We start from the raw sequence: 21,497 nt of genomic DNA on the forward strand, positions 1-21,497 counted from the left end.
TCAGGCCGAAGAGGGACCCTACACGCTCGCACGTCCGCGGGCTCGTAGGATCGACCCATGCCCGACACCCCCGACGAGACCACACCCGTGCCCGCGCCGGCCGGCCGCCCGGCCGACGACGGGATGCCGCAGGAGATCCTCGACCTGCGCGCGAGCATCGACAACATCGACGCCGCGCTGGTGCACCTGCTCGCCGAGCGGTTCAAGATGACCCGGCGCGTGGGAGAGCTCAAGGCCGTGGGCGGGCTCCCGCCGGCGGACCCGTCGCGCGACCGGCAGCAGGTCGACCGCCTGAAGGGGCTCGCGCAGGGCGCCGGCCTGGACCCCGAGTTCACGGAGCAGTTCCGCAACTTCATCGTCTCCGAGGTGATCCGCCACCACGAGCGCATCGCCGCGGAGCACGCCCAGGGGCGGCTCAAGGGTGAGCTGCCGCCCCTGGACACCTACGCTTGAAGGGGTGAGATCTGATCCCGGCCACGGGGTCGTGACCCTCCGGCCGACGCGGTGGCGTCGGCCGCGTTTCCGTCGCAGGCTGGAGGCCACAGCCGACGACGACATCAGGGGGATCACGGATGAAGATCGACTGGCTCAAGCCCCTCGTCGGCCGCCCCGGACCGTTCGCGACCGTCTACCTGGACGCGACGCCCTCGGCCGAGGCGGGCGACAGGGACGTCGCGAACCGTTGGCGGGCGGTACGACGTTCCCTCGAGCGGCAGTCGGCACCCACCGAGGTGCTCGACGAGCTCGAGGCCGCGGTGCTGCGGCCCACACGGGTGGCCGGCACGCACGGCAGGGTCCTCATCGCGGGGGACGGCGGCGTGGCCGTGGACCGCGTGCTGCGCAACCCGCCCGCCGTGGCGACCGGCGTCTGGCTCCCGGTGCCGGCGCTGCTGCAGGCCGCCCTCGCGGCGGACGAGACGGTCGACGCCCTCTGCGTCGCGGTCGACCGCAGCGGCGCGGACTTCTGGCCCTGCGACGCCGTCGGCCGACCCGGCGGCGCGCGGGAGACGTTCGAGGGCCCGAACGACGAGGTCAGCAAGACGTCCAGCACCGGCACGAAGCGCGCCATCATCGAGTCGCGTGCCGAGGACTCCTGGAAGCGCAACGCCGCCGCCGTGGCGGCCGAGATCGACCGGCGCGTGGCCGAGGGGCGCCCGGAGGTCGTGCTGCTCACCGGCGACGTGCGGGCGGTGAACCTCGTGCGCGCCGAGCTCGGGCAGGAGGCCGGGCGGCGGGCCGTCGAGGTGGCCGGCGGCGGGCGCGGCCCGGGGATCCGGGCGGACAGCTTCGAGGCGGGCGTCGAGGACGCCCTCGACTCCTACCGGGAGCGGCGGCGCGAGGTCGTGCTCGCCGAGTTCCGGCAGGACCAGGGGCGCGAGGAGGGAGCCGTGTCGTCGGTCGAGGACGTGGTCGCCGTCCTCGCCCGCGGGCAGGTGAAGGCGCTGGTGCTGTCCGAGCAGCTCGCCCTCGACGCCGCGGCGGTGCTCACCGCACCGAGCAACGGTGCCGGGGGAGCGGACCTGTCCGGCCTCCTCGGCGGCCGCACGTTGTGGATCGGGCCGGACCCGATGCACGTCGCCACCTCGCGCAGCGACCTGGAGGACCTCGGCGTCACGGACGGGCTCGAGGAGCTGCCCGCGCCTTCCGCCCTGCTGCGCGCCGCGATCGCGCAGGACGCCGCGCTGACGTTCGCGCCCGAGGGGTCCGTGGACCTCATGGACGGCGTCGGCGCGACGCTGCGGTGGCACGACGACGGGACGCCGAAGGAGGTCGCCGCCACGATGAGCGGTGACGGCGACCGGTTCACGACGCCGCGCTAGCACGCCGGGGGACGAGGTCGCCCGACCCGCCGGCGTGCCGGCGCGGCGTCGCGCCCGGTCAGGCCTTGGGCTTGCGCGCCGGGGGCTCGCCGAGCTCGGAGGCGGTGACGACGATGCCGCCCTGGACGTCCGGGTTGCCCTGGCCCTCGGCGGCCTCGACGACCTCGAGGGTCCCGGTGGCGCGGCCGGCGCCTCGGACGTCGTCGATCGCGGACCGGACGCCGTCGAGCAGCGCGGCTGGCACGGCCATCGACGCCGCGAGGATCGGCGTGCGCATGGAGACCTTGGCCTCCGACTTGATCTTGCGGAGCGCGGCGAGGGCGTGCCCGGCGGCCGTCAGCTGCACGGGGTCGCCGTCGCCGGCGGCCGTGCGCAGCGGGGCGGCGACGGGCCACGCGGCGTGGTGAACCGAGCCCGCGCGCCACCACGACCAGACCTCCTCGGTCGCGAACGGCAGGAACGGCGCCAGGAGGCGCAGCAGGGTGTCGACCGCGAGGGCGAGGGCCGTGCGCGCGGACTCGGTCTCGGCGGTGACCTCGGTGGCCGCGGCGCCCGCGCCGTACGCGCGGTCCTTGACCAGCTCGAGGTAGTCGTCGCAGAAGGTCCAGAAGAACGTCTCGGTGACCTCGAGCGCGCGGGTGTGGTCGTAGGCCTCGAACGCGGCCGTGGCCTGCTCGACGACCTCCGCCAGGCCCGCGAGCATCGCGCGGTCCAGCGCGACGGTGACGCGCGAGGGGTCGAGCACGATCTCGCCCGCGCCGGTCTCGGCGTCCACGCCGAAGGTCAGCGCGAACTTCGAGGCGTTGAGCACCTTGATCGCGAGGCGGCGCCCGATCTTCATCTGGCCGACCTCGAAGGCCGCGTCCGTGCCCAGGCGGGCGGCGGCGGCCCAGTAGCGCACCGCGTCCGCGCCGTGCTCCTCCAGGAGCGCCATCGGCGTGACGACGTTGCCCTTGGACTTGGACATCTTCTTGCGGTCCGGGTCGAGGATCCAGCCGCTGATCGCCGCGTGCTTCCACGGCAGCACCCCGCACTCGAGGTGCGACCGCACCACCGAGGAGAAGAGCCAGGTCCGGATGATGTCCTGGCCCTGGGGGCGCAGGTCCATCGGGTAGACGCGGGAGAACAGGTCGGCGTCCCGCTCCCAGCCGGACACGATGAGCGGCGAGAGGGACGACGTGGCCCAGGTGTCCATGACGTCGGCGTCGCCGACGAAGCCGCCGGGCGCGCCGCGCTGCGACTCGTCGAAGCCGGCCGGGGCCTGCGACGTCGGGTCGACGGGCAGCTCCGCCTCGGAGGGCACGATCGGGTGGTCGTGGTCGACGTCGCCGGCCTCGGTCACCGGGTACCAGAGCGGCACGGCCACGCCGAAGAAGCGCTGGCGCGAGATGAGCCAGTCGCCGTTGAGGCCGTTCACCCAGTTCTCGTACCGCACCCGCATGAAGTCGGGGTGGAAGTCGAGCTCCTTGCCCCGCGCGAGGAGCTCGGCCTTGAGGTCGCGGGCCTCCCAGTCGCGGCCCCCGTTGCGGATGTACCACTGGCGGGAGGTGACGATCTCGAGGGGCTTGTCGCCCTTCTCGTAGAAGTTCGTCATGCGCTGGGTGGCCGACGGCTCGCCGTCGAGGTCGCCCGACTCGCGGAGGGCGTCGACGACGGCCGTGCGGGCGGAGAACGCCGTCTTGCCGGCGAGCTCCTCGGTGTACAGGGCCTCGCCCGGGCCGCCCGCGATCCAGGCGGGCGTCTCGCGGGACAGGCGGCCGTCGCGCTGGATGACCGAGCGCGTGGCGAGCTGCAGCTCGCGCCACCACTGCACGTCGGTGAGGTCGCCGAAGGTGCAGCACATGGCGATGCCCGCGCCCTTGTCCATCGCGGCGGCCGGGTGCGCGAGCACCGGGACCTCGACGCCGAACAGGGGGGAGGCGACGGTGGTGCCGAACAGGCCCTGGTACCGCTCGTCGTCGGGGTGGGCGATGAGCGCCACCACGGCGGGGATGAGCTCGGGGCGGGTGGTCTCGATGTAGACCGGCTCGCCGCCGTCGGGGCGGTGGAACGCGACCCGGTGGTAGAACCCGGGGTACTCGCGCGCCTCGAGCTCGGCCTGCGCCACGGCGGTCTGGAACGTCACGTCCCACAGGCCGGGGGCCTCCGCCTGGTACGCCTCGCCGCGCGCGAGGTTGCGGAGGAAGGCGCGCTGCGAGGCGGCGCGGGAGGTGGCGTCGATGGTCTGGTAGTTCTGGGCCCAGTCCACGGACAGGCCGAGGCGGCGCCACAGCTCCTCGAACTGGCGCTCGTCGTCGGCGGTGAGCCGCTCGCACAGCTCGATGAAGTTGCGCCGGCTCACGGGCACCTGGTCCCCGGGCTTGACGTTCTTGCCGTCGGTGCCCTGGTGCGGCGGCTCGAAGCCCTCGACGTACGGCAGCGACGGGTCGCAGCGGACGCCGAAGTAGTTCTGCACGCGGCGCTCGGTGGGCAGGCCGTTGTCGTCCCAGCCCATCGGGTAGAAGACCTTCTTGCCGCGCATGCGCCAGAAGCGCGCGACGGTGTCGGTGTGGGTGTAGCTGAACACGTGGCCCACGTGCAGCGAGCCGGAGACCGTGGGCGGCGGGGTGTCGATCGAGTACACCTGCTCGCGCGTCGCGGTGCGGTCGAAGGCGTACGTGCCCTCGGCCGACCAGCGCTCGTCGAACCGCTGCTCCAGGCCGTCCAGGCTGACCTTGTCCGGTACCTCCCGGACCACCGCGCGCACGACGTCGCCGGCTACGGTGCCGGCGGTCGGGGTCGCTGCGGGGGTCTGCGCGGGCGCGGTCGGCGCCTCGGGGGTCGGGAAGTCGCTCATGGTCGCTCATTCTCCCAGATGCGAGGTGGCTCTCCGCCCACCCATATCTCACTTGCTGGATGCCTGTGTCATAGTATGGACGAGTGTCCGGAACGGGCCCCGAACCGTCGTATCGTGACGGCCGGCGCCCCTCGGGCGTCACCCTCGAACCGTCCGGCCGCCTCGTGCGGGCCGGACCGCACGAAGTCCCGGGAGGACGAGATGCAGGCGATGTGTTGTCGGTGTTGCCGCCACCGCTTCGCCCTGCCCGTCTGACACCCGAGGAGCTCCCATGACGCTCGACCACGCCGACGAGCTGGTCGTGCCCGAGGGGCAGCCCGCGCCCGCGGTCGGGCGCCGCACGTTCTGGCGCCGGTTCGCCCGGGACCGGTTCGCCGTCGCCGGCGCGGTCGTGGTGCTGCTGTACGTGCTGGTCGCCCTGCTCGCGCCGCTCATCATCCGCCTGGTCGGGGTCGACCCGTACACCTACGACCTGGGCGCCCTCGATGCGACGGGCGCCCCGGCGGGCTGGGGCGGCGGCGTCAGCGCCGAGCACTGGTTCGGCGTCGAGCCGCTGACGGGTCGCGACCTCTTCGCCGTCGTCCTCATGGGCTCGCGGACGTCGCTGGTCGTGGGGATCGGCGCCACGGTCGTCTCGATGCTCATCGGGACGGTCCTCGGCCTGCTGGCCGGCTACCTCGGCGGCTGGGTCGACTGGGTGGTCAGCCGCGGCGTCGACGTGATGCTGGGGCTGCCCGCGCTGATCTTCATGATCGCGATCGGCGCCGTCGTGCCCGACTCCTTCCCGCCGCTCCTGCTGCTGGTGCTCGTCATCGGGTTCTTCAGCTGGTCGTCGGTGGCGCGCGTCGTGCGCGGCCAGGCCCTCGGGCTGCGCTCGCGCGGCTTCGTGCGCGCCTCCCAGGCGCTCGGTGCCGGGCACGGGCACGTCCTGTTCCGCCAGGTGCTCCCCAACCTCGCCGCGACCGTCGTCGTCTTCGCGACCATCAGCATCCCGGGCGCGATCGGCGCCGAGGCCGCGCTGTCCTTCCTGGGCGTCGGCGTCCCGCCGCCGACGCCGTCGTGGGGCCGCTCGATCGGGGACGCCGTCACCTGGTTCAGCTCCGACCCGATGTACCTCGTCTTCCCCGGCATCGCGCTCTTCGGCATCACGCTCGCGTTCAACGCGTTCGGCGACGGCCTGCGCGACGCCCTCGACCCGCGCTCCGGAGGCCGCAAGTGAGCTCCCTGCGGTTCCTCGGCACGCGCCTCGCGAGCATGGTCTTCGTGCTGCTCGCGGTGTCCCTGCTGACCTACGCGATCTTCGTGCTGCTGCCGGCCGATCCTGCCCAGCTCGCCTGCGGGCGGCCGTGCACCCCCGAGCGGCTCGAGACGGCGCGGGCCTTCATGGGCCTCGACCAGAACTTCGTCGTGCAGTGGTGGAACTTCGTCACGGGGATCTTCACCGGCCGCACGTTCGGGTCCGCCGGCGCGCAGATCGACTGCCCGGCCCCCTGCCTCGGTTACTCCTTCGTGCTGCGCCAGCCCGTCACCGACCTCATCGTCGGGCGGCTGCCGGTCACCTTCTCGATCGCGATCGGCGCCGCCGTCCTGTGGCTGCTCGCCGGCGTGGCCGGCGGCGTGGTCGCGGCGGTGCGCCGCGGCACGGCGGTCGACCGCACCATCATGGTCGCGGCGATCACGGGCGTCTCGGCGCCCAGCTACCTCGTGGGGCTGCTCGGCATCCTGCTGTTCGGCTTCACGCTCGACATGGTGCCGGTGAACGGGTATGTCCCGTTCACCACGAGCCCCGTCGACTGGGCCTGGCACCTGGTGCTGCCGTGGTGCGTGCTCGCGTTCCTGTCCGCGGCGATCTACGCCCGGCTCACCCGCGCGCAGATGCTCGACGCCCTCGGGTCGGAGTACGTCCGGACGGCGCGGGCCAAGGGGATCACCGAGCGGCGCGTCGTGACGCGGCACGCCCTGCGCAACGTCATGGTGCCGGTCGTCACCCTCTTCGGCCTCGACCTGGGCGTGCTGCTCGGCGGCACCGTCATCACCGAGAAGGTGTTCTCGATGGCGGGGCTCGGCGCGCTGCTGCTCGACGCCGTCGGCAACACCGACGTGCCGCTCCTGGTGGGCGTCACCTTCTTCTCGGCGGCCCTCATCGTGGTCGCCAACCTGCTCGTCGACGTCGTCTACGGCGTCATGGACCCGAGGGTGCGCGCATGAGCGCCCGCCTGCACGCCGGGCGATGTCCCCGCGTGACGCGACACCCCGACCCCGACGAACTCCCCGAGAGGTACTGAGAAGACCATGACCCGCAACCTCGCCCGCCGACGCGCCGTCGGCGCCGTCTCCGCCGTCGCCGCGCTCGCGCTGGTGCTCACCGCGTGCGGCGCGAACGAGAAGGACGACAGCACCACCGGCAGCCCGACCGCCGTCCAGAAGGGCGGCACGCTGCACATCCTCACCTCGGCCCCGTCCATCAACTGGGACCCGGCGACGAGCCAGAACCTCGCCATCACGACGCTCGGCCTGGTCGAGCGCCGCCTCACGGCGTGGCAGACCAACCCGGACGGCAGCACGGAGGTCGTGCCCGACCTCGCCACCGACACCGGCACCGTGTCCGACGACGGCACGACCTGGACCTACACCCTCAAGGACGGCGTGACGTTCGAGGACGGCACCCCGATCACGTCCCAGGACGTCAAGTACTCGGTGGAGCGCTCGTTCGCCCCGGAGCTCTCGGGCGGCCTGAGCTACCACAAGAGCCTGCTCACCGGCGGCGACGACTACGCCGGACCGTACGACGGCAAGGAGCTCGCCTCGATCGAGACGCCCGACGAGAAGACCATCGTCTTCCACCTGGACAGCGCCTACGGCGACTGGCCGTGGATCGTCTCCATGCCGGCGTTCGGCGCCGTGCCCGAGGCCAAGGACGACGTCTCGACCTACACCACGACGCCGGTCGCGACCGGCCCGTACACGGTCGCCGAGACGAAGGAGGGGACCTCGGTCACCCTCGAGCGCAACGACAAGTGGGACGCGTCGACGGACGAGGTCCGCACGGCCGGCCCCGACTCCATCGTCTTCGAGCTGGGCCAGGACGAGACCGTCGTGGCGCAGCGCCTCATCGCGGACGCGGGCGACGACCAGAACGCCTTCGGCGCGACCTTCGTGCCCGCGGCGCAGCTCGCCCAGGTGCAGAACGACGCGTCCGCCAAGGAGCGCCTCGTGACCTCCGGCCCGGGGGCCCTGGCCTACCTCGCGATCAACACCGAGGCCGACGGCCTCGACGACGCGAAGGTGCGCGAGGCGATCGAGTACGCCGTCGACAAGCAGGCCTTCCTCGTCGCCTCCGGCGGCGAGATCTCCGGCGAGCTCGCCACCACCCTCATCACGCCCGGCATCCCGGGGCGCGAGGACTTCGACCTGTACCCGGCCGACGCCTCGGGCGACCCGGACAAGGCGAAGGCGCTGCTGGAGGAGGCCGGCTGGGCCGGCCGCACGCTGCGGCTCGTCGTCCCGGACGACTCGCCGACGCTGCCGAAGGCCCAGGCCATCGAGCAGGGCCTGAAGCGCGCCGGCATCACGGTGAAGATCGTGTCCCAGCCGTCGGACGTGTGGACGCAGACGGTGACGCAGGGCGACGGGTCGGACTACGACCTGACGCTCTCCTCGTGGCAGCCGGACTTCCCGAGCGCGAACGGCAACATCCAGCCGCTGTTCGCCACGTCCCAGATCGGCAACGGCGGGTACAACCTGTCGCGCTACTCGAACAAGGACGTGGACGCCCTCATCGAGCAGGCGACGCAGGAGACCGACGCCGACGCCGCTGCCGGCGTCTGGGCCCAGGCCGACAAGGCGATCCTCGAGGACGCCCCGGTGGTCCCGCTGATCTACACGAAGAACTCCTTCTTGCACGGCTCCAAGGTGCAGAACTTCGAGATCCCGGACTTCCCGGCCTACCCGAACTACCTGAAGGTCTCGCTGGCCCAGTGAGCACCGACACGCGCGACGGGCAGCCCCTCCTGCAGGTGGAGGGGCTGTCCGTCGTGTTCGAGGACGCCGCCACGCCCGCCGTCGACGGGTCGTCGTGGGTGCTGCGCCCGGGACGGGTGACCGCGCTGGTGGGCGAGTCCGGGTCCGGGAAGTCGGTCTCGGCGATGGCGGTGCTCGGGCTCCTGCCGCCCAGCGCCGACGTGACGGGGAGCATCCGGTACGCCGGGGACGAGCTGGTCGGCGCGGGCCCCGAGGAGTACCGGGCCGTGCGCGGCGCGGTCTTCTCCCTGGTCTCGCAGGAGCCGATGAGCGCCTGGAACCCCGTGGTCACCATCGGCGACCAGGTGGCCGAGGCCGTGCGGGCCCACGCCCGAATGACCCGGGGCGTCGCGCGCGACCGGGTCCTGGCCCTGCTGCGCGAGGCCGGGCTGCCGGAGCCGGAGCGGATCGCGCGCTCCTACCCGCACCAGCTCTCCGGCGGGCAGCTGCAGCGCGCGCTCATCGCGATGGCGCTGTCGCAGGACCCGGTGGCGATCGTCGCCGACGAGCCCACGACGGCCCTGGACGTCACGGTGCAGGCCGACATCCTCGACCTGCTGCGCCGGCTCCGGGACACCCGCGGGACGGCGGTGCTGCTCATCACGCACGACATGGGCGTGGTCGCGGACCTCGCGGACGACGTCGTGGTGATGCGCGACGGGCGCGTCGTCGAGCACGCGCCCGTGCGCGAGCTCTTCGCCGCGCCCCGCGAGGAGTACACGCGGACCCTGCTGGACGCCGTCCCGCACCTCGGGCGGCAGCTCGCCCGCCAGGTCGGCGGCGAGCGCGTCTCCGCCACCGACCGGGCGGCGGCGCCGGACGTCGGTGCCCCCGCGGGCGCCCGGGACGTCGTCGTGCTCGAGGACGTCGACGTCGTGTATCCCGGCGGTCGTCGCCGCGCGCCCGTGCGTGCCGCCGACGACGTGAGCCTGCGGATCGCCGCGGGCGAGGTGCTCGGGCTGGTGGGGGAGTCGGGCTCCGGCAAGTCCACGCTGGGCCAGGTGGTGTCCGGGCTGCTGGTGCCGGACCGCGGCCGGGTCGTCGTGGACGGCCTCGAGCTGGCCGGCGCCCGGCGGGCGGACCTGCGGGCGGTGCGCCGCCGCACCGGGATCGTCTTCCAGGACCCGGCGTCCACCCTGAACCCCCGCTGGTCGGTGGGGGCGTGCGTCGCCGAGCCGCTGCGGCTGCACGGCGACGGCAGCGAGGCGGAGGACCGGGCCCGGGTGCTGGAGCTCCTGGGCATGGTGGGGCTCGGCGCGGAGCATGCCGTGCGGTACCCGCACGAGCTCTCGGGCGGGCAGCGGCAGCGCGTCGCCATCGCGCGCGCGGTCGCCCTCGACCCGGCGGTCCTCGTGGCCGACGAGCCGACGAGCGCGCTCGACGTGTCCGTCCAGGCCCGCGTCCTCGAGGTGTTCGCCGAGCTGCAGGCGCGGCTCGGGTTCGCGTGCCTCTTCGTCTCGCACAACCTGGCCGTCGTGGAGCGCGTCAGCGACCGGGTGGCCGTCATGCAGGCGGGCCGCATCGTCGAGTCGGGGCCGACCGCCCGCGTGCTCGGCGACCCGCAGGAGGAGTACACCCGGATGCTCGTCGGGGCCGCGCCCGTCGCCGACCCGGAGCTCCAGGCGCGACGCCGGCGGGAGCGGCAGGGCGCCTGACCTCCCGCCGGGCGCCGCGCTCAGCGCAGGGCGTGGCGGTCCATCCAGCCGCCGAGGGCGCGGCCGATCTCGCCCGGCCGGTCCTCGGTCGCGTGGTGGCCCGCCGCGCCGAGGTGCTCGACCTCGAGGGCCACCATGTGCTCGCGCGCCCAGGCCACGGCGCGCTCGTCGATCAGGAGCGTCGGGGACCCCTCGAAGGTGAGCAGCAGCTTCGGCACGCCAGCCGAGTCCTCCAACCAGGCGCCCGCCCGCTCGAGGCGCTCGACGAGCTCCGCGGGCGGCGCGCCGAGCTGCCGCGCCCAGGAGAGCAGCGGACGACGGCTCTCGCGCGTCGGGTAGGGCTCGAGGTACGCGGCGAGCTCCGCCTCGGGGACCGGGTTCAGCACGCCCCCGGTGTAGGCCTGGCGGACGGCGGTGACCTCGTCGAGGAACATCACCTCGCCCTGGGGCGAGGCGACGAGCTCGCGCCGCGCGCGGGCGGCGGGGGACAGGTGCTCGGGCCGCACCGGCCGGAGCACGGCCTCGAACAGCGCCGTGCCCAGGACCCGTCCGGGATGCCGTGCCGCGCGGTCGATCGCCAGGGCGCCGCCCCAGTCGTGCCCGACGAGGACGGCCGGTTCGTCGCCCAGCACGGCGTCGAACCAGCCGTCGAGGTAGCGGGCGTGGTCGGCGAACGTGTACGCGAGGTCCGGCTTGCCGGAGGCGCCCATGCCGACCAGGTCGGGGGCCAGCAGGCGGCCGTGCCCGACGGCCGGCAGCACCCGGCGCCACGTGTGCGACGACGACGGGTTGCCGTGCAGGAAGACGACGGGCGTCGCGTGGCCCTCGGTCGGGGACTCCGTGTAGCGGATCGTCGAGTCGAGGACGGACAGCTCAGGCATCGGTGGCTCCTGGGTCGAGGGGTGCGTCGAGCAGGGCGGTGAGGACGGCGACGAGCTCGGCGCTGCGGGCGCTGTCGCGGCCGCCGAGCGGTGCGAGCAGCCGGTCGAGCAGCGCCTGGACCGTGCGCATCGCCGGGTGGACGACGGCCGAGCCCCGGTCGGTCAGCGCCAGGCGCACCACGCGGGTGTCGCGGTCGTCGCGGGTGCGGGCCACCAGGCCGTCGGCCTCCAGCGTGCGGATGAGCCGCGAGACGTACATGGGCTCCAGCCCCGACGCGTCGGCGAGGGCGCGCTGGCTCGGCGGGGCCGCGGCCCGCTGCAGGGCGAAGAGCGTGGTGAGCACCACGTACGTGGCATGGGTGAGGCCGTGGGGGGCCACGGCGCGGTCGACGGCGGTGCGCCACCGGGTCGACAGGCGCCAGACGAGGGCGCCGGCCATGGCTCCGGGTGTCGCTCCGGGTGCGGGCATACCGGCACCCTAGGGCGAGATGATAAACATGACAAGTATTCCTGTCGTCCGGCTCGGACCCGTCGGGATCTTCCCTGGAGCCATGTTCTCTGACTAAAGTCAGAGATATGGACGACGAGCAGGTGGCCAGGGGCACGGGCGACGAGGTCGCGGTCGTGCGGCGGTTCAACCGCAGCTACACCCAGCGCGTGGGTGCGCTCGAGGACTCGTTCCTGGGCACGGGGATGCCGCTGGGCACGGCCCGGCTGCTGTTCGAGATCGGCACCGAGCCCGGGACCACGCGCGACCTGCGCGCCCGGCTCGGCCTGGACTCCGGGTACCTCAGCCGGCTGCTGCGCCGGCTGGAGACCGACGGCCTCGTCGCCGTCGTGCCCGACCCGGACGACCGGCGGCGCCGGCGCGTCGACCTCACCGCCGCGGGCCGTCGCGCGTGGGCGGACCTCGAGCGCCGGTCCGTCGACCGGGCGCGCGACCTCGTCGCGCCCCTCACGGCGCGCCAGCGGGCCCGGCTCGCGGCGGCGCTCGCCGAGGCCGACCTGCTGGTGCGGGCCGCGACCGTCGCCCTGGAACGCGTGGACCCGACGTCCGACCTGGCGCGGACGGCCGTGGCGGCGTACGTGGCCGAGCTCGACGAGCGGTTCCCCGGCGGGTTCGACCCGGGCCCCGCCGGGACGGCGTCCGACCCCGACGCGGCGGGCCTCGCCGCGCCGTCGGGCGCGTTCGTCGTGGCGACGAGCGACGGCGAGGCCGTCGCCTGCGGCGGCGTGCGCACCCTGTCCTCCGGCGCCGGGGGCGGCGTCGGGGAGATCAAGCGGATGTGGGTGCACCCCGGCTGGCGCGGCGCCGGCCTCGGTTCCCGGCTGCTGCGTCACCTGGAGGGGGTCAGCCGCGACCTCGGGCACCGCGAGGTGCGGCTCGACACGAACGGGACCCTCGCGGAGGCCGTCGCCATGTACGAGCGCGCGGGCTACCGGCGCATCCCGCGGTACAACGACAACCCGTACGCCGAGCACTTCTTCGCCAAGCGGCTGGGGTGAGCGCCCGGCGTGAGCGGGGCGGTACCACGTACCTGGTCCGTGGTCGGGGATAGGGTCGGGGACATGCCTTCCGCTCTCACCATCGGCTATGCCGCGATGCTCGAGCAGTTCCATCCCACCGAGGTGGTCGAGTACTCCGCCTACGCGGAGGAGCACGGCTTCTCCGGCGTCATGGCCGCCGACCACTTCCAGCCCTGGGTGCCGCAGCAGGGCGAGGCCGCGTTCGTGTGGAACGTGCTCACCGCGCTCGGCGAGCGCACCCGCGGCGACCTCGGCCCCGGCGTGACCGCACCGACGTTCCGCTGGCACCCCGCGATGGTCGCGCAGGCCTCCGCCACGCTGGCCGCGATGTACCCGGGCCGGCACTGGCTGGGGCTGGGCTCGGGCGAGGCCCTCAACGAGCACGTCGTCGCCGGCTACTGGCCCGAGGCCCCCGAGCGGATCAACCGCATGTTCGAGGCCATCGACATCATCAAGAAGCTCTTCGCGTCGGGCCTCGACGGCAAGGACGTCAAGCACTCCGGGCAGTACTACAAGATGGAGTCCACGCGCCTGTGGACGATGCCCGAGGTGCCGCCGGAGATCCTCGTGGCCACCGCCGGCCCGATCACCGCCAAGCGTGCCGGCAAGCACGCCGACGGCCTCATCACGGTCGGGGCGCCGCTCGAGAAGATCGAGATGCTGTTCGGCAAGTTCGACGACGGCGTGCGCGAGTCGGGCCGCGACCCGCAGGGGATGCCGAAGGTGCTGCAGGTGCACATGTCGTGGGCGGCCACCGACGAGGAGGCGCTCGCCAACGCGATGACCGAGTGGCCCAACGGCGGCATGAAGTTCCCCAAGGCCGACATCCGCTCCCCGCACGACTTCGCGCAGATGGCCAAGCTGGTGCGCCCGGAGGACTTCGAGGGCCGCATGGTCATCAGCTCCGACCCGGACGAGCACCGCGCCGCCATCCAGAAGTACGTCGACCTCGGCTTCGACCGCATCTACCTGCACAACGTCGGCCGGAACCAGAAGGAGTGGATCGAGGTCTTCGGCCGCGAGGTGCTCCCGAAGCTCGCCCGGTGACCGGCGCCGCTGCCGGCGCGCCGCGGCTGGTCGTCTGGGCCCCGGCCGGCGTGCCCGAGGTGCGCCCGGGCGACGACCTCGCCCGGCTCGTCGGGGACGCGCTCGCCGCCGACGGTGCCGCGTCGGGCGACCCCCTCGCGGAGGGCGACGTCGTCGTCGTGACGTCCAAGATCGTCTCCAAGGCCGAGGGGCGCGTGGTGCGCGCCGCCGACCGCGAGCAGGCCATCTCCGACGAGACCGTGCGGGTGGTCGCGACGCGCGAGCGCCCCGGGGGCCTGCCTCCGCTGCGGATCGTCGAGAACCGGCTGGGCCTCGTGATGGCCGCGGCGGGGGTCGACGCGTCGAACACGCCCGACGGCACGGTGCTGCTGCTCCCCGTGGACCCGGACGCGTCCGCCCGCGCGCTGCGCGCCGCGCTGCGCGAGCGGTTCGGGCTCGACCGCCTCGGCGTCGTCGTCACCGACACCGCCGGCCGCCCGTGGCGCGACGGGCTCACCGACATCGCGATCGGCGCGGCCGGGGTGGACGTCGTCGACGACCTGCGCGGCGGCGTCGACGCGCACGGCCGCCCGCTGTCGGTGACGGTGACGGCCGTGGCCGACGAGGTGGCCGCGGCGTCCGAGCTGGTGCGCGGCAAGGCCGACGGCCGCCCGGTGGCCGTGGTGCGCGGGCTCGCGCGGCACGTGCGCGCGGGGGAGGGCGCCGAGGCCGACGGCCCCGGCGCGCGCACCCTGGTGCGGCCCAGCGCCGACGACCTCTTCCGCGAGGGCAGCGCGGAGGCGTACGCCCGCGGCCTCGCCGCCGGCCGAGCGGAGGCGGCACGATGACGGTCCCCGCCGACTGGATCGAGCACCGGCGCCCCGAGGACCGCGAGGCCGTCGGCTGGCTGCGCCCCGAGGGCGACGACTGGGTGGCGGTGTCGCTGCTCGGGCGCGACGTGAGCGGGCCCCTCGACTGGACCGGCGCCGAGGAGGCGCTGGAGGAGACGGGGCTGCGGTGGATGGCCGACGCGTGGGTGCTCGAGCGTGCCGGCGACGAGCCGCTGCGGGTGCGGCTCGTCGAGGTCACGCCCTCCCGGGTGGTGGTGCAGACCGACGACTTCGGCGCGATCGACGCCGCCGTGACCCGGTACGAGCTGCCCTGGCCCGCCCCGCGGGCGCTGCGCCCGCGCCGGGAGGACGACCCCGACGGCCGCGTCCTCTTCGCCCGCTGACCCGTCGGCTCGCGCGTCGCGGGGTCAGCCGGCGTCGGTGGTGCCCTCGTAGAGGCCGATCCGGTTGCCGTCCGGGTCCTGCAGCACGGCCCACCAGCTGGTGGGGCTGATCTCCCTCTTCTCCATGAGCACCGTGCCGCCCAGGTCGGTCACCTTGGCGAGCGTGTCGTCGATCGAGTCCACCTCGACGTAGCTGCGGGGCTGGTCGAACCCGCCGTCGCGGGGCGCGAGGCCGCCGCCGCTGATCTGGTTGGGGGCGCGCCACATCGGGTAGTCCTCGAACCCGGGGGGCGCCTGGATCTGCCAGCCGAACAGGCCGGCGTAGAACCCCTTGGCCCGGTCCAGGTCCGTCACGGGGATGTCGATGTGGGTGATGTCGCCGTGAGCCATCGTCGTGCTCCTTCGCGGATGGGGGGCGGGGTCGCCCCACTCCACGCTAGGCACGACGCGCCGCACCTGCGAGCCTGCTGCCATGACGACGACGCCCCCGCCCGGTACGCCGCCCACGACCGCCGCGACGACCTCGACCGCGCGGCCCGCGCCCGTCGACCTGTCGACGCCCCACGGGCTGCGCGCCGCCGAGCGGCTGCGCACCGAGGAGGTCGTGTGGCTGACCACCGTGGACCCCTCGGGGACGCCGCAGCCCACGCCCGTGTGGTTCCTCTGGCAGCCGGGCGACGACGGCGTCGGCGAGGTCCTCCTGCTGTCCCGGCCCGGGACGGCGAAGCTGCGCAACGTGCGGCGGTCCCCGCGCGTCGCCCTGCACTTCGGCACCGACGAGGTGGGCGACGACGTCGTCGTCCTGGTGGGCCGCGCGGCCGTCGACGACGGCGGCCTCACCGCGCACCAGGCGGCCGCGTTCGACGCCCGGTACGCCGGGCCGATCCGGCGCCTGGGCATGACGCCGGACCAGTTCCGCGCCGAGTACGCGGTGCTGCTGCGGGTGGTGCCCGACCGGCTGCGCGGCTGGTAGCGGCCGCGCGGCGGCCGCCGATGCCGGGGGCAAGGATCGTCGGCGCGTCGCGCAGTGGACGGCGTCGCACCTCGTGATACTCGGTCTCGGCGTTCGACGAGGAGCGCCTGCGGACACACGAGGGAGTGGTCTCATGCAGCAGCACGCACGACACAGCCACCGCACCACCCGCACCACCCGCACCACCCGCACCGCCCGCGCCGCGCTCGCGGCGCTCTCGGCCGCAGCAGTCGCCGCGGCCGCCCTGGTCGCCGCCGCGGCCCCCGCCGGCGCGACGCCCGCCCCCGACCGGTACGTCGCGCTCGGCGACTCGTACTCGGCCGGCTCCGGCATCCTGCCGGCGGACCTGCGCGCCCCGCTCGCGTGCCTCCGCAGCACGCTCAGTTATCCGCACGTCGTGGCAGACCGGCTCGACGCCGGCGTGGTGGACGTGACGTGCGGCGGCGCGCAGACCGCCGACCTCACGTCGCGGCAGTACCCCGGCGTGGCGCCGCAGCTCGACGCCGTCACCGCGGACACCGACCTGGTGACGCTCACCATCGGGGGCAACGACAACAGCACGTTCATCGGGGCCCTGCTGGCCTGCGGCTCGATCGGCGCGCTGACCGCCGGCCACGGGAACCCGTGCGAACGTACCTACGGCGACCGGTTCACCCGCCAGGTCGAGGAGTCCACGTACCCCGCCGTGCGGCAGGCGCTGGAGGACATCAGGGCCCGCGCCCCGCACGCGCGCGTCGCGATCCTCGGCTACCCGTGGATCGTGCCCCAGGAGAAGGGCTGCTTCGCCAAGCTCCCGGTCGCCGCCGGGGACGTGCCCTACCTGCGCGACCTGCAGGCCACGCTGAACCGGGTCGTCGAGCGCGCCGCCGACGAGACGGGCGCGACGTTCGTCGACCTGGCGGAGCGCAGCGAGGGGCGCGACGCGTGCGCACCGGCCGGGGAGCGCTGGGTGGAGCCGCTGCTGTTCGGCACCAACGTGGTGCCGGTGCACCCCAACGCCCGCGGCGAGAGCGCGATGGCCGACGCCGCCCTGGACGCGCTCGGCTACTGACCCGGGCGGGGCGCCCGGCGGGTCACTCCGCGGGCGGCACGACCGGCGTCGGCGTGCCGCCCGTGATCCGCACCAGCTCGTCGAACGACGTCGGGAAGACGGTGCGGGCGTGCCCCGCGGCCGCCCACACGACGTCGTGGTCGCGCAGCCCGACGTCGACCAGGGTGCGCACGGGCGCGGGGTGCCCGACCGGCGCGACGCCGCCGATCACCTGGCCGGTGGCGTCGCGCACGGTGTCCTTGTCGGCGCGGGCGAGCCGCCCGCCGAGGCGGGCGCCGAGGAAGTCGGTGTCGACGCGGTGCGCGCCGCTGGTCATGACGAGCACGGGCTCGTCGTCGAGCGTGAAGACCAGGGAGTTCGCGATCGCCCCGACGGGCACGCCGAGGGCCTCCGCCGCCCGGGCGGCGGTGGTGGCGTGGTCGTCGAGCCAGCGGACCTCGCCGTCGGCGCCCGCGGCGTCGAGCGCGGCGCGCACCCGGTCGACCGCGGGGTGCGAGGGGTCGGGGGTGTGGTTGCCGCCCCGGGCCGCGGCGGCCGCCGTCGTCCCGGGCGACGCAGGCGCGGTGCCAGACCCGGAGGCGGCGACCGCGGCGACGGGGGCGGCCGCGAGGGCGGGCACGGCCGCGGCGGGCAGCTCGTCGGCCGGGGTCACGTCGTCGCCGGACAGCCAGCGCAGCCACACCGTGCGCGGGTCGCCCTCGAGCACCAGCGCGCGGACCAGCAGGGTCAGCGGGATGGCGAGGATGGCGCCGAGCGGGCCGATGACGAAGGTCCAGAAGACCACGGACACGAAGCTCAGCGTGAGGCTGAGGCTCACGGCGTCGGAGACGAACTTGGGCTGCACCAGCACCTGCAGCACCACGTTGACGACGCAGTAGACCGCGATCACCCCGAGGGCCAGGGGCCAGCCCCCGACGACGAACGCCATGATGACCGGGGGGATGAGGCCGAGCACGAAGCCGATGTTCGGGATGAAGTTGGTGACGAACGCGAGGATCGCCCACACGACGGGCGCCGGCACCCCGAGGAGCGCGAGGGCGAAGCCGTCCACGACCGCGACGACCGCACCGAACGTCGCGTTGACCACGAAGTAGCGCCGCACCCCGGAGCTGAACTTGGTGGCCCGCCCGATCTGCGCGCCGTGCGTGGCGCCGAACACGCGGGACGCGGTGGCGTAGCGGGCGGCGTCGGCGGCCATGAAGATCGCGTAGGCGAGGACGAAGAAGAGCGCGGTGGCGATCGACAGGGCGACGCTGCTCACGCTGCCCGCCAGGGCGAGGACGCGCGACGGCTCGAGGAACGACGACGCGGCATCGGCGAGCTGCGCGTCGAAGCCCAGGGCGGACAGTTGCGTCGCGATCTCGTCGATGGACTGCTGGAGCTGCCCGACGTACTCGCGGACGAGGCCCGCGAACTGGTAGCCGGCGAAGAAGAGCATCGCGATGAGCGCCGCGAGGATCAGGTAGGCGACGACGATGACCGCCGTCGTCGCCAGCCACCGCGGCCATCCTCGCGCCTCGAGCGGCCTCCGGACCGGGTGGCAGATGATCACGATCACCGCGGCGAGGAACACCGGCGCGAGGACGTCCCTCGCCCAGTACATGCCCGCGAGGACCAGGACGGCGGCGCCGAGGGACAGGAGGGTGCGGGTCGCGGGGTTGAGCCCCCCGTGGTCGGTCGTCGGGGTGCCGGGGGCGGGCGCCGGGGTCGAGGTCACCCCGTGACCCTAGCGACCGCGACCGGCGGCGGCGCGCGCGACCACCGTGCGGCTCAGATCCATCGCTTCCAGCGGAACACCGCGAAGAGCGCCACGCTCACGCCGAGCATCGCGACGAGCGCGGCCGGGTACCCCCACGACCAGTGCGTCTCGGGCATGATGTCGAAGTTCATCCCGTAGATCGTCCCGACCAGCGTCGGGGCGAAGAGGATGGCCGCCCAGCCGGAGATCTTCTTGACCTCCTCGCCCTGGCGGATGCTCACCTCGGTGAGGTGGGTCATCTCCTCGTTCTGCCGCTGCGCGACGAGCGTGGCGTTCACCGTGAGGATGTCGCGCAGCGCGGCGCGGAACGACTCGACGCGGTCGGCCACCTCGGTGAGGTGGTCGGCGACGTCGCGTAGGTACGCCTGCATCTCCTCGGTGACGCCGTACTTCTCCGCGCCCTTGGCGAGGGAGCCGCAGACGCGCTGCAGGGGCCGCACGGCGCGCTGGAACTCGACCACCTCGCGGGACAGCTCGTAGATGCGCCGCGACACGGCCGCGTCGCCGCCGAACACCTCGGACTCGATCTCGTCGATGTCGGCGTCCAGGCCGGCGACGACCGGGGCGTAGTCGTCGACGACGCGGTCCACGATCGCGTACAGCACGGACTCCGGGCCGCGGGCCAGCATGCCCGGGTGCGCCTCGAGGTGGGTGCGCACGGCGGCGAGGTCGGGGCACGCCCCGTGCCGCACGGTGACGACGAAGTCGGGGCCGACGAACACGTGCAGCTCGGAGAACTCGACCTCCTCGGTCGCGTCCACGTACCGCGCGGCGTGCAGGACGACGAACAGGGTCTCGCCGTAGCGCTCGATCTTGGGGCGCTGGTGCGCCACGATCGCGTCCTCCACGGCGAGCGGGTGCAGGTCGAACTCGCGCGCGAGCTGGGCCAGCTCGGTCTCGTCGGGCCGCTCCAGGCCGATCCACGCCATCCCGCCGGGGCGGGAGCGCAGCTCGCGGAACACCTCGGCGAGGCGCGTGAAGCTGGCGACCCGGCGGCCGTCCGCGTCGTAGAGGGCGGCCTCGACGATCGAGGACCGGCCGGGCAGGTCGCGCCGGTCGAGGCGGTCGGCGTCGGGGCGGTCCGTGTCGCGGCGGGCGCTGCCGAGGCGGCCGCCCGCGCCGCTCGCCGGGGTGGCGCGGCGCGGGCGCAGGGCGCCGAGCAGGGGGCGGGTGCGGACGGTACGGGTGCTGGAGGTGAGGGCCATGGCGGACTCCGAGGGCGTGCAGGGGCGAGGCGGCGTGCATCGGTCCCGCGACTGCGGCTCGGCCGAGGGCGCCCCGACGTCGTCCCGGGGCGTGCCACGGGGGAGCGGGGGAGCTCGGAGGGGGGTGACGCGGACGGTGCGCGCGTCACGGCCGCCCGGACGGACCGGGCGGGGGAGCCGTCAGTCGCGGCTCGGACTACTGGGAGGCTCGCTACGGGTCATGTGCGTGCACCTCCCTCGTCGTGTGCGGCGGTCGCCGCTGCTGCTCAGGCCGCCGCCCAGCATATCCGCGGCGCCGCCGGGAAGCCACGCCCGCCCGCCGGCCGCGGGGGTGATCTCCGCGACGTCGGTCCGCGCCGTCGCGGCCGGGTCGCTCAGCGCCGCGGGTCGACCAGGACCATCCCGGCGCGCGGGGTGTCGTGCAGCCCGGGCAGGAGGCGCGCGCCCTCCTCCAGCCCGACGACGCGGTCGACCAGGGCAGCGGGGCGCAGCGTGCCGTCGGCGACGCGGGCCAGCATCTCCGGGTAGTCGGCGGCTGCCATGCCGTGGCTGCCGAGCACGTCGAGCTCCCGGCCGATCACGCGCGACATCGGCACGCGGGGGTGGCCGTCGACCGGCGGCAGCAGGCCCACCTGCACGTGCCGGCCCTGCCGCCGCAGGCTCCCGATCGCGTCCGCGCAGGTGCGCTCGCTGCCGACGGCGTCGACGCTCACGTGGCACCCGCCCGTGAGCTCCTGGACCGCGGCGGGCACGTCCAGGCCCTCGGCGGCGAGCACCGTGCGCGCGGCCCCCGCCCGGCGGGCCGCCTCGAGGGCGCCGTCGTGCCGGTCGACGGCGACGACCTCCGCGCCCAGCGCGGCCGCGACCATCACGGCGCTGAGGCCCACCCCGCCCGCGCCCACGACGACGACGCGCTCGCCGGCACGCACGCGGGCGCGGCCGGCGACGGCGCGGTACGCCGTCGCGAAGCGGCAGCCGAGGCTCGCGGCGGTGGCGTCGTCGACGTCGTCGGGCAGCGCCACCAGGTTCGTGTCGGCGGCGTGCAGCACGACGAGCTCCGCGAACGACCCGGCGTGCGTGAAGCCCGGCTGGGTCTGGTCGGGGCAGACCTGCGCCTGGCCGGACCTGCACCAGCCGCAGCGCCCGCAGCCGCAGACGAAGGGCGAGGTCACCCGGTCGCCGACCCGCCATCGGGTCACGCCCTCGCCCACGGCGGCGACGACGCCCGCGAGCTCGTGGCCCGGCACGTGGGGGAAGGCGGTGATGTCGGTGTCGTGGCCCGCCCACCCGTGCCAGTCGCTGAGGCACAGCCCGCTGGCGTGCACCCGCACCACCACGCCGCCGGGCGGTGCCATGGGCTCGGGCAGGTCGCGGACCGTCACGGGGCCGCCGAACCGGTCGAACGTCATCGCGCGCACGGGCCGATCCAACCACGGTCGGCGCGACCGTCTCGGCGCGGTCCGCCCGGCCCCTCGGATCGTGGCTATTTCGTGGATGTCCGATGGAATTA

At 74.5% G+C, this 21,497-nt stretch carries 19 protein-coding genes and 1 pseudogene; 12 read left to right on the forward strand and 8 right to left on the reverse strand.

What is annotated here, in order from left to right:
- Window positions 1-57 precede the first annotated feature (57 nt).
- Both ACFU9A_RS09945 and ACFU9A_RS09950 read left to right on the forward strand, forming a co-directional pair.
- A complete protein-coding gene (locus ACFU9A_RS09945) occupies window positions 58-453 on the forward strand; it encodes a chorismate mutase (protein WP_430575052.1) in 396 nt (131 codons plus the stop codon).
- 119 nt (window positions 454-572) lie between these two features.
- Entirely contained in the window at window positions 573-1,820 is a 1,248-nt protein-coding gene (locus ACFU9A_RS09950; protein WP_430575053.1) for a hypothetical protein, read from the forward strand.
- 58 nt (window positions 1,821-1,878) lie between these two features.
- Here ACFU9A_RS09950 and valS read toward each other — a convergent pair whose 3' ends face one another.
- On the reverse strand, window positions 1,879-4,656 hold the full coding sequence (valS, locus tag ACFU9A_RS09955; protein ID WP_430575054.1) for a valine--tRNA ligase: 2,778 nt from the start codon (window positions 4,654-4,656) through the stop codon (window positions 1,879-1,881).
- Window positions 4,657-4,927: 271 nt separating this feature from the next.
- On the opposite strand from valS, the gene ACFU9A_RS09960 reads away from it, so the two are divergent.
- The 4 genes from ACFU9A_RS09960 (at window position 4,928) to ACFU9A_RS09975 (ending at window position 10,331) form a co-directional block, all read left to right on the forward strand.
- Window positions 4,928-5,875: an ABC transporter permease gene (locus ACFU9A_RS09960; RefSeq protein WP_430575055.1), complete on the forward strand. Its 948-nt coding sequence runs from the start codon at window positions 4,928-4,930 to the stop codon at window positions 5,873-5,875.
- On the forward strand, window positions 5,872-6,864 hold the full coding sequence (locus tag ACFU9A_RS09965; RefSeq protein WP_430575056.1) for an ABC transporter permease: 993 nt from the start codon (window positions 5,872-5,874) through the stop codon (window positions 6,862-6,864). The genes ACFU9A_RS09960 and ACFU9A_RS09965 overlap by 4 nt, the downstream gene beginning before the upstream one ends.
- An 84-nt stretch (window positions 6,865-6,948) precedes the next feature.
- On the forward strand, window positions 6,949-8,637 hold the full coding sequence (locus tag ACFU9A_RS09970; RefSeq protein WP_430575057.1) for an ABC transporter substrate-binding protein: 1,689 nt from the start codon (window positions 6,949-6,951) through the stop codon (window positions 8,635-8,637).
- Window positions 8,634-10,331: a dipeptide ABC transporter ATP-binding protein gene (locus ACFU9A_RS09975; RefSeq protein WP_430575058.1), complete on the forward strand. Its 1,698-nt coding sequence runs from the start codon at window positions 8,634-8,636 to the stop codon at window positions 10,329-10,331. Before ACFU9A_RS09970 ends, ACFU9A_RS09975 begins: the two co-directional genes overlap by 4 nt.
- 20 nt (window positions 10,332-10,351) lie before the next feature.
- Here the strand turns inward: ACFU9A_RS09975 and ACFU9A_RS09980 are convergent, their stop codons facing one another.
- Together ACFU9A_RS09980 and ACFU9A_RS09985 are read right to left on the reverse strand one after the other, a co-directional pair.
- On the reverse strand, window positions 10,352-11,212 hold the full coding sequence (locus ACFU9A_RS09980) for a haloalkane dehalogenase (protein ID WP_430575059.1): 861 nt from the start codon (window positions 11,210-11,212) through the stop codon (window positions 10,352-10,354).
- The gene (locus ACFU9A_RS09985; RefSeq protein ID WP_430575060.1) at window positions 11,205-11,681 is read right to left on the reverse strand and encodes a MarR family winged helix-turn-helix transcriptional regulator; all 477 of its coding nucleotides are present in this window, start codon (window positions 11,679-11,681) and stop codon (window positions 11,205-11,207) included. The genes ACFU9A_RS09980 and ACFU9A_RS09985 overlap by 8 nt, the downstream gene beginning before the upstream one ends.
- Before the next feature lie 107 nt (window positions 11,682-11,788).
- On the opposite strand from ACFU9A_RS09985, the gene ACFU9A_RS09990 reads away from it, so the two are divergent.
- The 4 genes from ACFU9A_RS09990 to ACFU9A_RS10005 all read left to right on the forward strand — a co-directional run bounded on the left by ACFU9A_RS09990 (window position 11,789) and on the right by ACFU9A_RS10005 (window position 14,999).
- The gene (locus tag ACFU9A_RS09990) at window positions 11,789-12,718 is read left to right on the forward strand and encodes a GNAT family N-acetyltransferase (protein WP_430575061.1); all 930 of its coding nucleotides are present in this window, start codon (window positions 11,789-11,791) and stop codon (window positions 12,716-12,718) included.
- 63 nt (window positions 12,719-12,781) lie between these two features.
- Window positions 12,782-13,786 carry a TIGR03557 family F420-dependent LLM class oxidoreductase gene (locus ACFU9A_RS09995; RefSeq protein ID WP_430575062.1) on the forward strand — a complete coding sequence of 335 codons (1,005 nt, stop codon included), beginning with the start codon at window positions 12,782-12,784 and terminating at the stop codon, window positions 13,784-13,786.
- Entirely contained in the window at window positions 13,783-14,613 is an 831-nt protein-coding gene (gene cofE, locus ACFU9A_RS10000) for a coenzyme F420-0:L-glutamate ligase (RefSeq protein ID WP_430575063.1), read from the forward strand. Before ACFU9A_RS09995 ends, cofE begins: the two co-directional genes overlap by 4 nt.
- The gene (locus tag ACFU9A_RS10005; protein ID WP_430575064.1) at window positions 14,610-14,999 is read left to right on the forward strand and encodes a hypothetical protein; all 390 of its coding nucleotides are present in this window, start codon (window positions 14,610-14,612) and stop codon (window positions 14,997-14,999) included. Before cofE ends, ACFU9A_RS10005 begins: the two co-directional genes overlap by 4 nt.
- A gap of 24 nt (window positions 15,000-15,023) precedes the next feature.
- Here ACFU9A_RS10005 and ACFU9A_RS10010 read toward each other — a convergent pair whose 3' ends face one another.
- On the reverse strand, window positions 15,024-15,389 hold the full coding sequence (locus tag ACFU9A_RS10010) for a VOC family protein (RefSeq protein WP_430575065.1): 366 nt from the start codon (window positions 15,387-15,389) through the stop codon (window positions 15,024-15,026).
- 82 nt (window positions 15,390-15,471) lie between these two features.
- Between ACFU9A_RS10010 and ACFU9A_RS10015 the strand changes: the two genes are divergently transcribed.
- Window positions 15,472-15,972, forward strand: coding sequence for a TIGR03667 family PPOX class F420-dependent oxidoreductase (locus ACFU9A_RS10015; protein WP_430575066.1), 501 nt, complete (start codon window positions 15,472-15,474; stop codon window positions 15,970-15,972).
- Window positions 15,973-16,105: 133 nt separating this feature from the next.
- Entirely contained in the window at window positions 16,106-17,023 is a 918-nt protein-coding gene (locus ACFU9A_RS10020; protein WP_430575067.1) for an SGNH/GDSL hydrolase family protein, read from the forward strand.
- A 22-nt stretch (window positions 17,024-17,045) separates the two neighbouring features.
- Here the strand turns inward: ACFU9A_RS10020 and ACFU9A_RS10025 are convergent, their stop codons facing one another.
- The 4 genes and pseudogenes from ACFU9A_RS10025 to ACFU9A_RS10040 all read right to left on the reverse strand — a co-directional run bounded on the left by ACFU9A_RS10025 (window position 17,046) and on the right by ACFU9A_RS10040 (window position 21,405).
- On the reverse strand, window positions 17,046-17,498 hold the full coding sequence (locus tag ACFU9A_RS10025) for a YbaK/EbsC family protein (protein ID WP_430575375.1): 453 nt from the start codon (window positions 17,496-17,498) through the stop codon (window positions 17,046-17,048).
- Between the two features lie 288 nt (window positions 17,499-17,786).
- A pseudogene (locus ACFU9A_RS10030) lies at window positions 17,787-18,626 on the reverse strand (AI-2E family transporter); the annotation flags it as partial.
- 167 nt (window positions 18,627-18,793) lie between these two features.
- Window positions 18,794-19,987: a magnesium and cobalt transport protein CorA gene (locus ACFU9A_RS10035; RefSeq protein WP_430575068.1), complete on the reverse strand. Its 1,194-nt coding sequence runs from the start codon at window positions 19,985-19,987 to the stop codon at window positions 18,794-18,796.
- A gap of 374 nt (window positions 19,988-20,361) precedes the next feature.
- Entirely contained in the window at window positions 20,362-21,405 is a 1,044-nt protein-coding gene (locus ACFU9A_RS10040; RefSeq protein WP_430575069.1) for an alcohol dehydrogenase catalytic domain-containing protein, read from the reverse strand.
- Window positions 21,406-21,497: the final 92 nt, after the last annotated feature.

The organism is Isoptericola sp. NPDC057653 (assembly GCF_042799955.1).
Taxonomy (GTDB): Bacteria; Actinomycetota; Actinomycetes; order Actinomycetales; family Cellulomonadaceae; genus Isoptericola.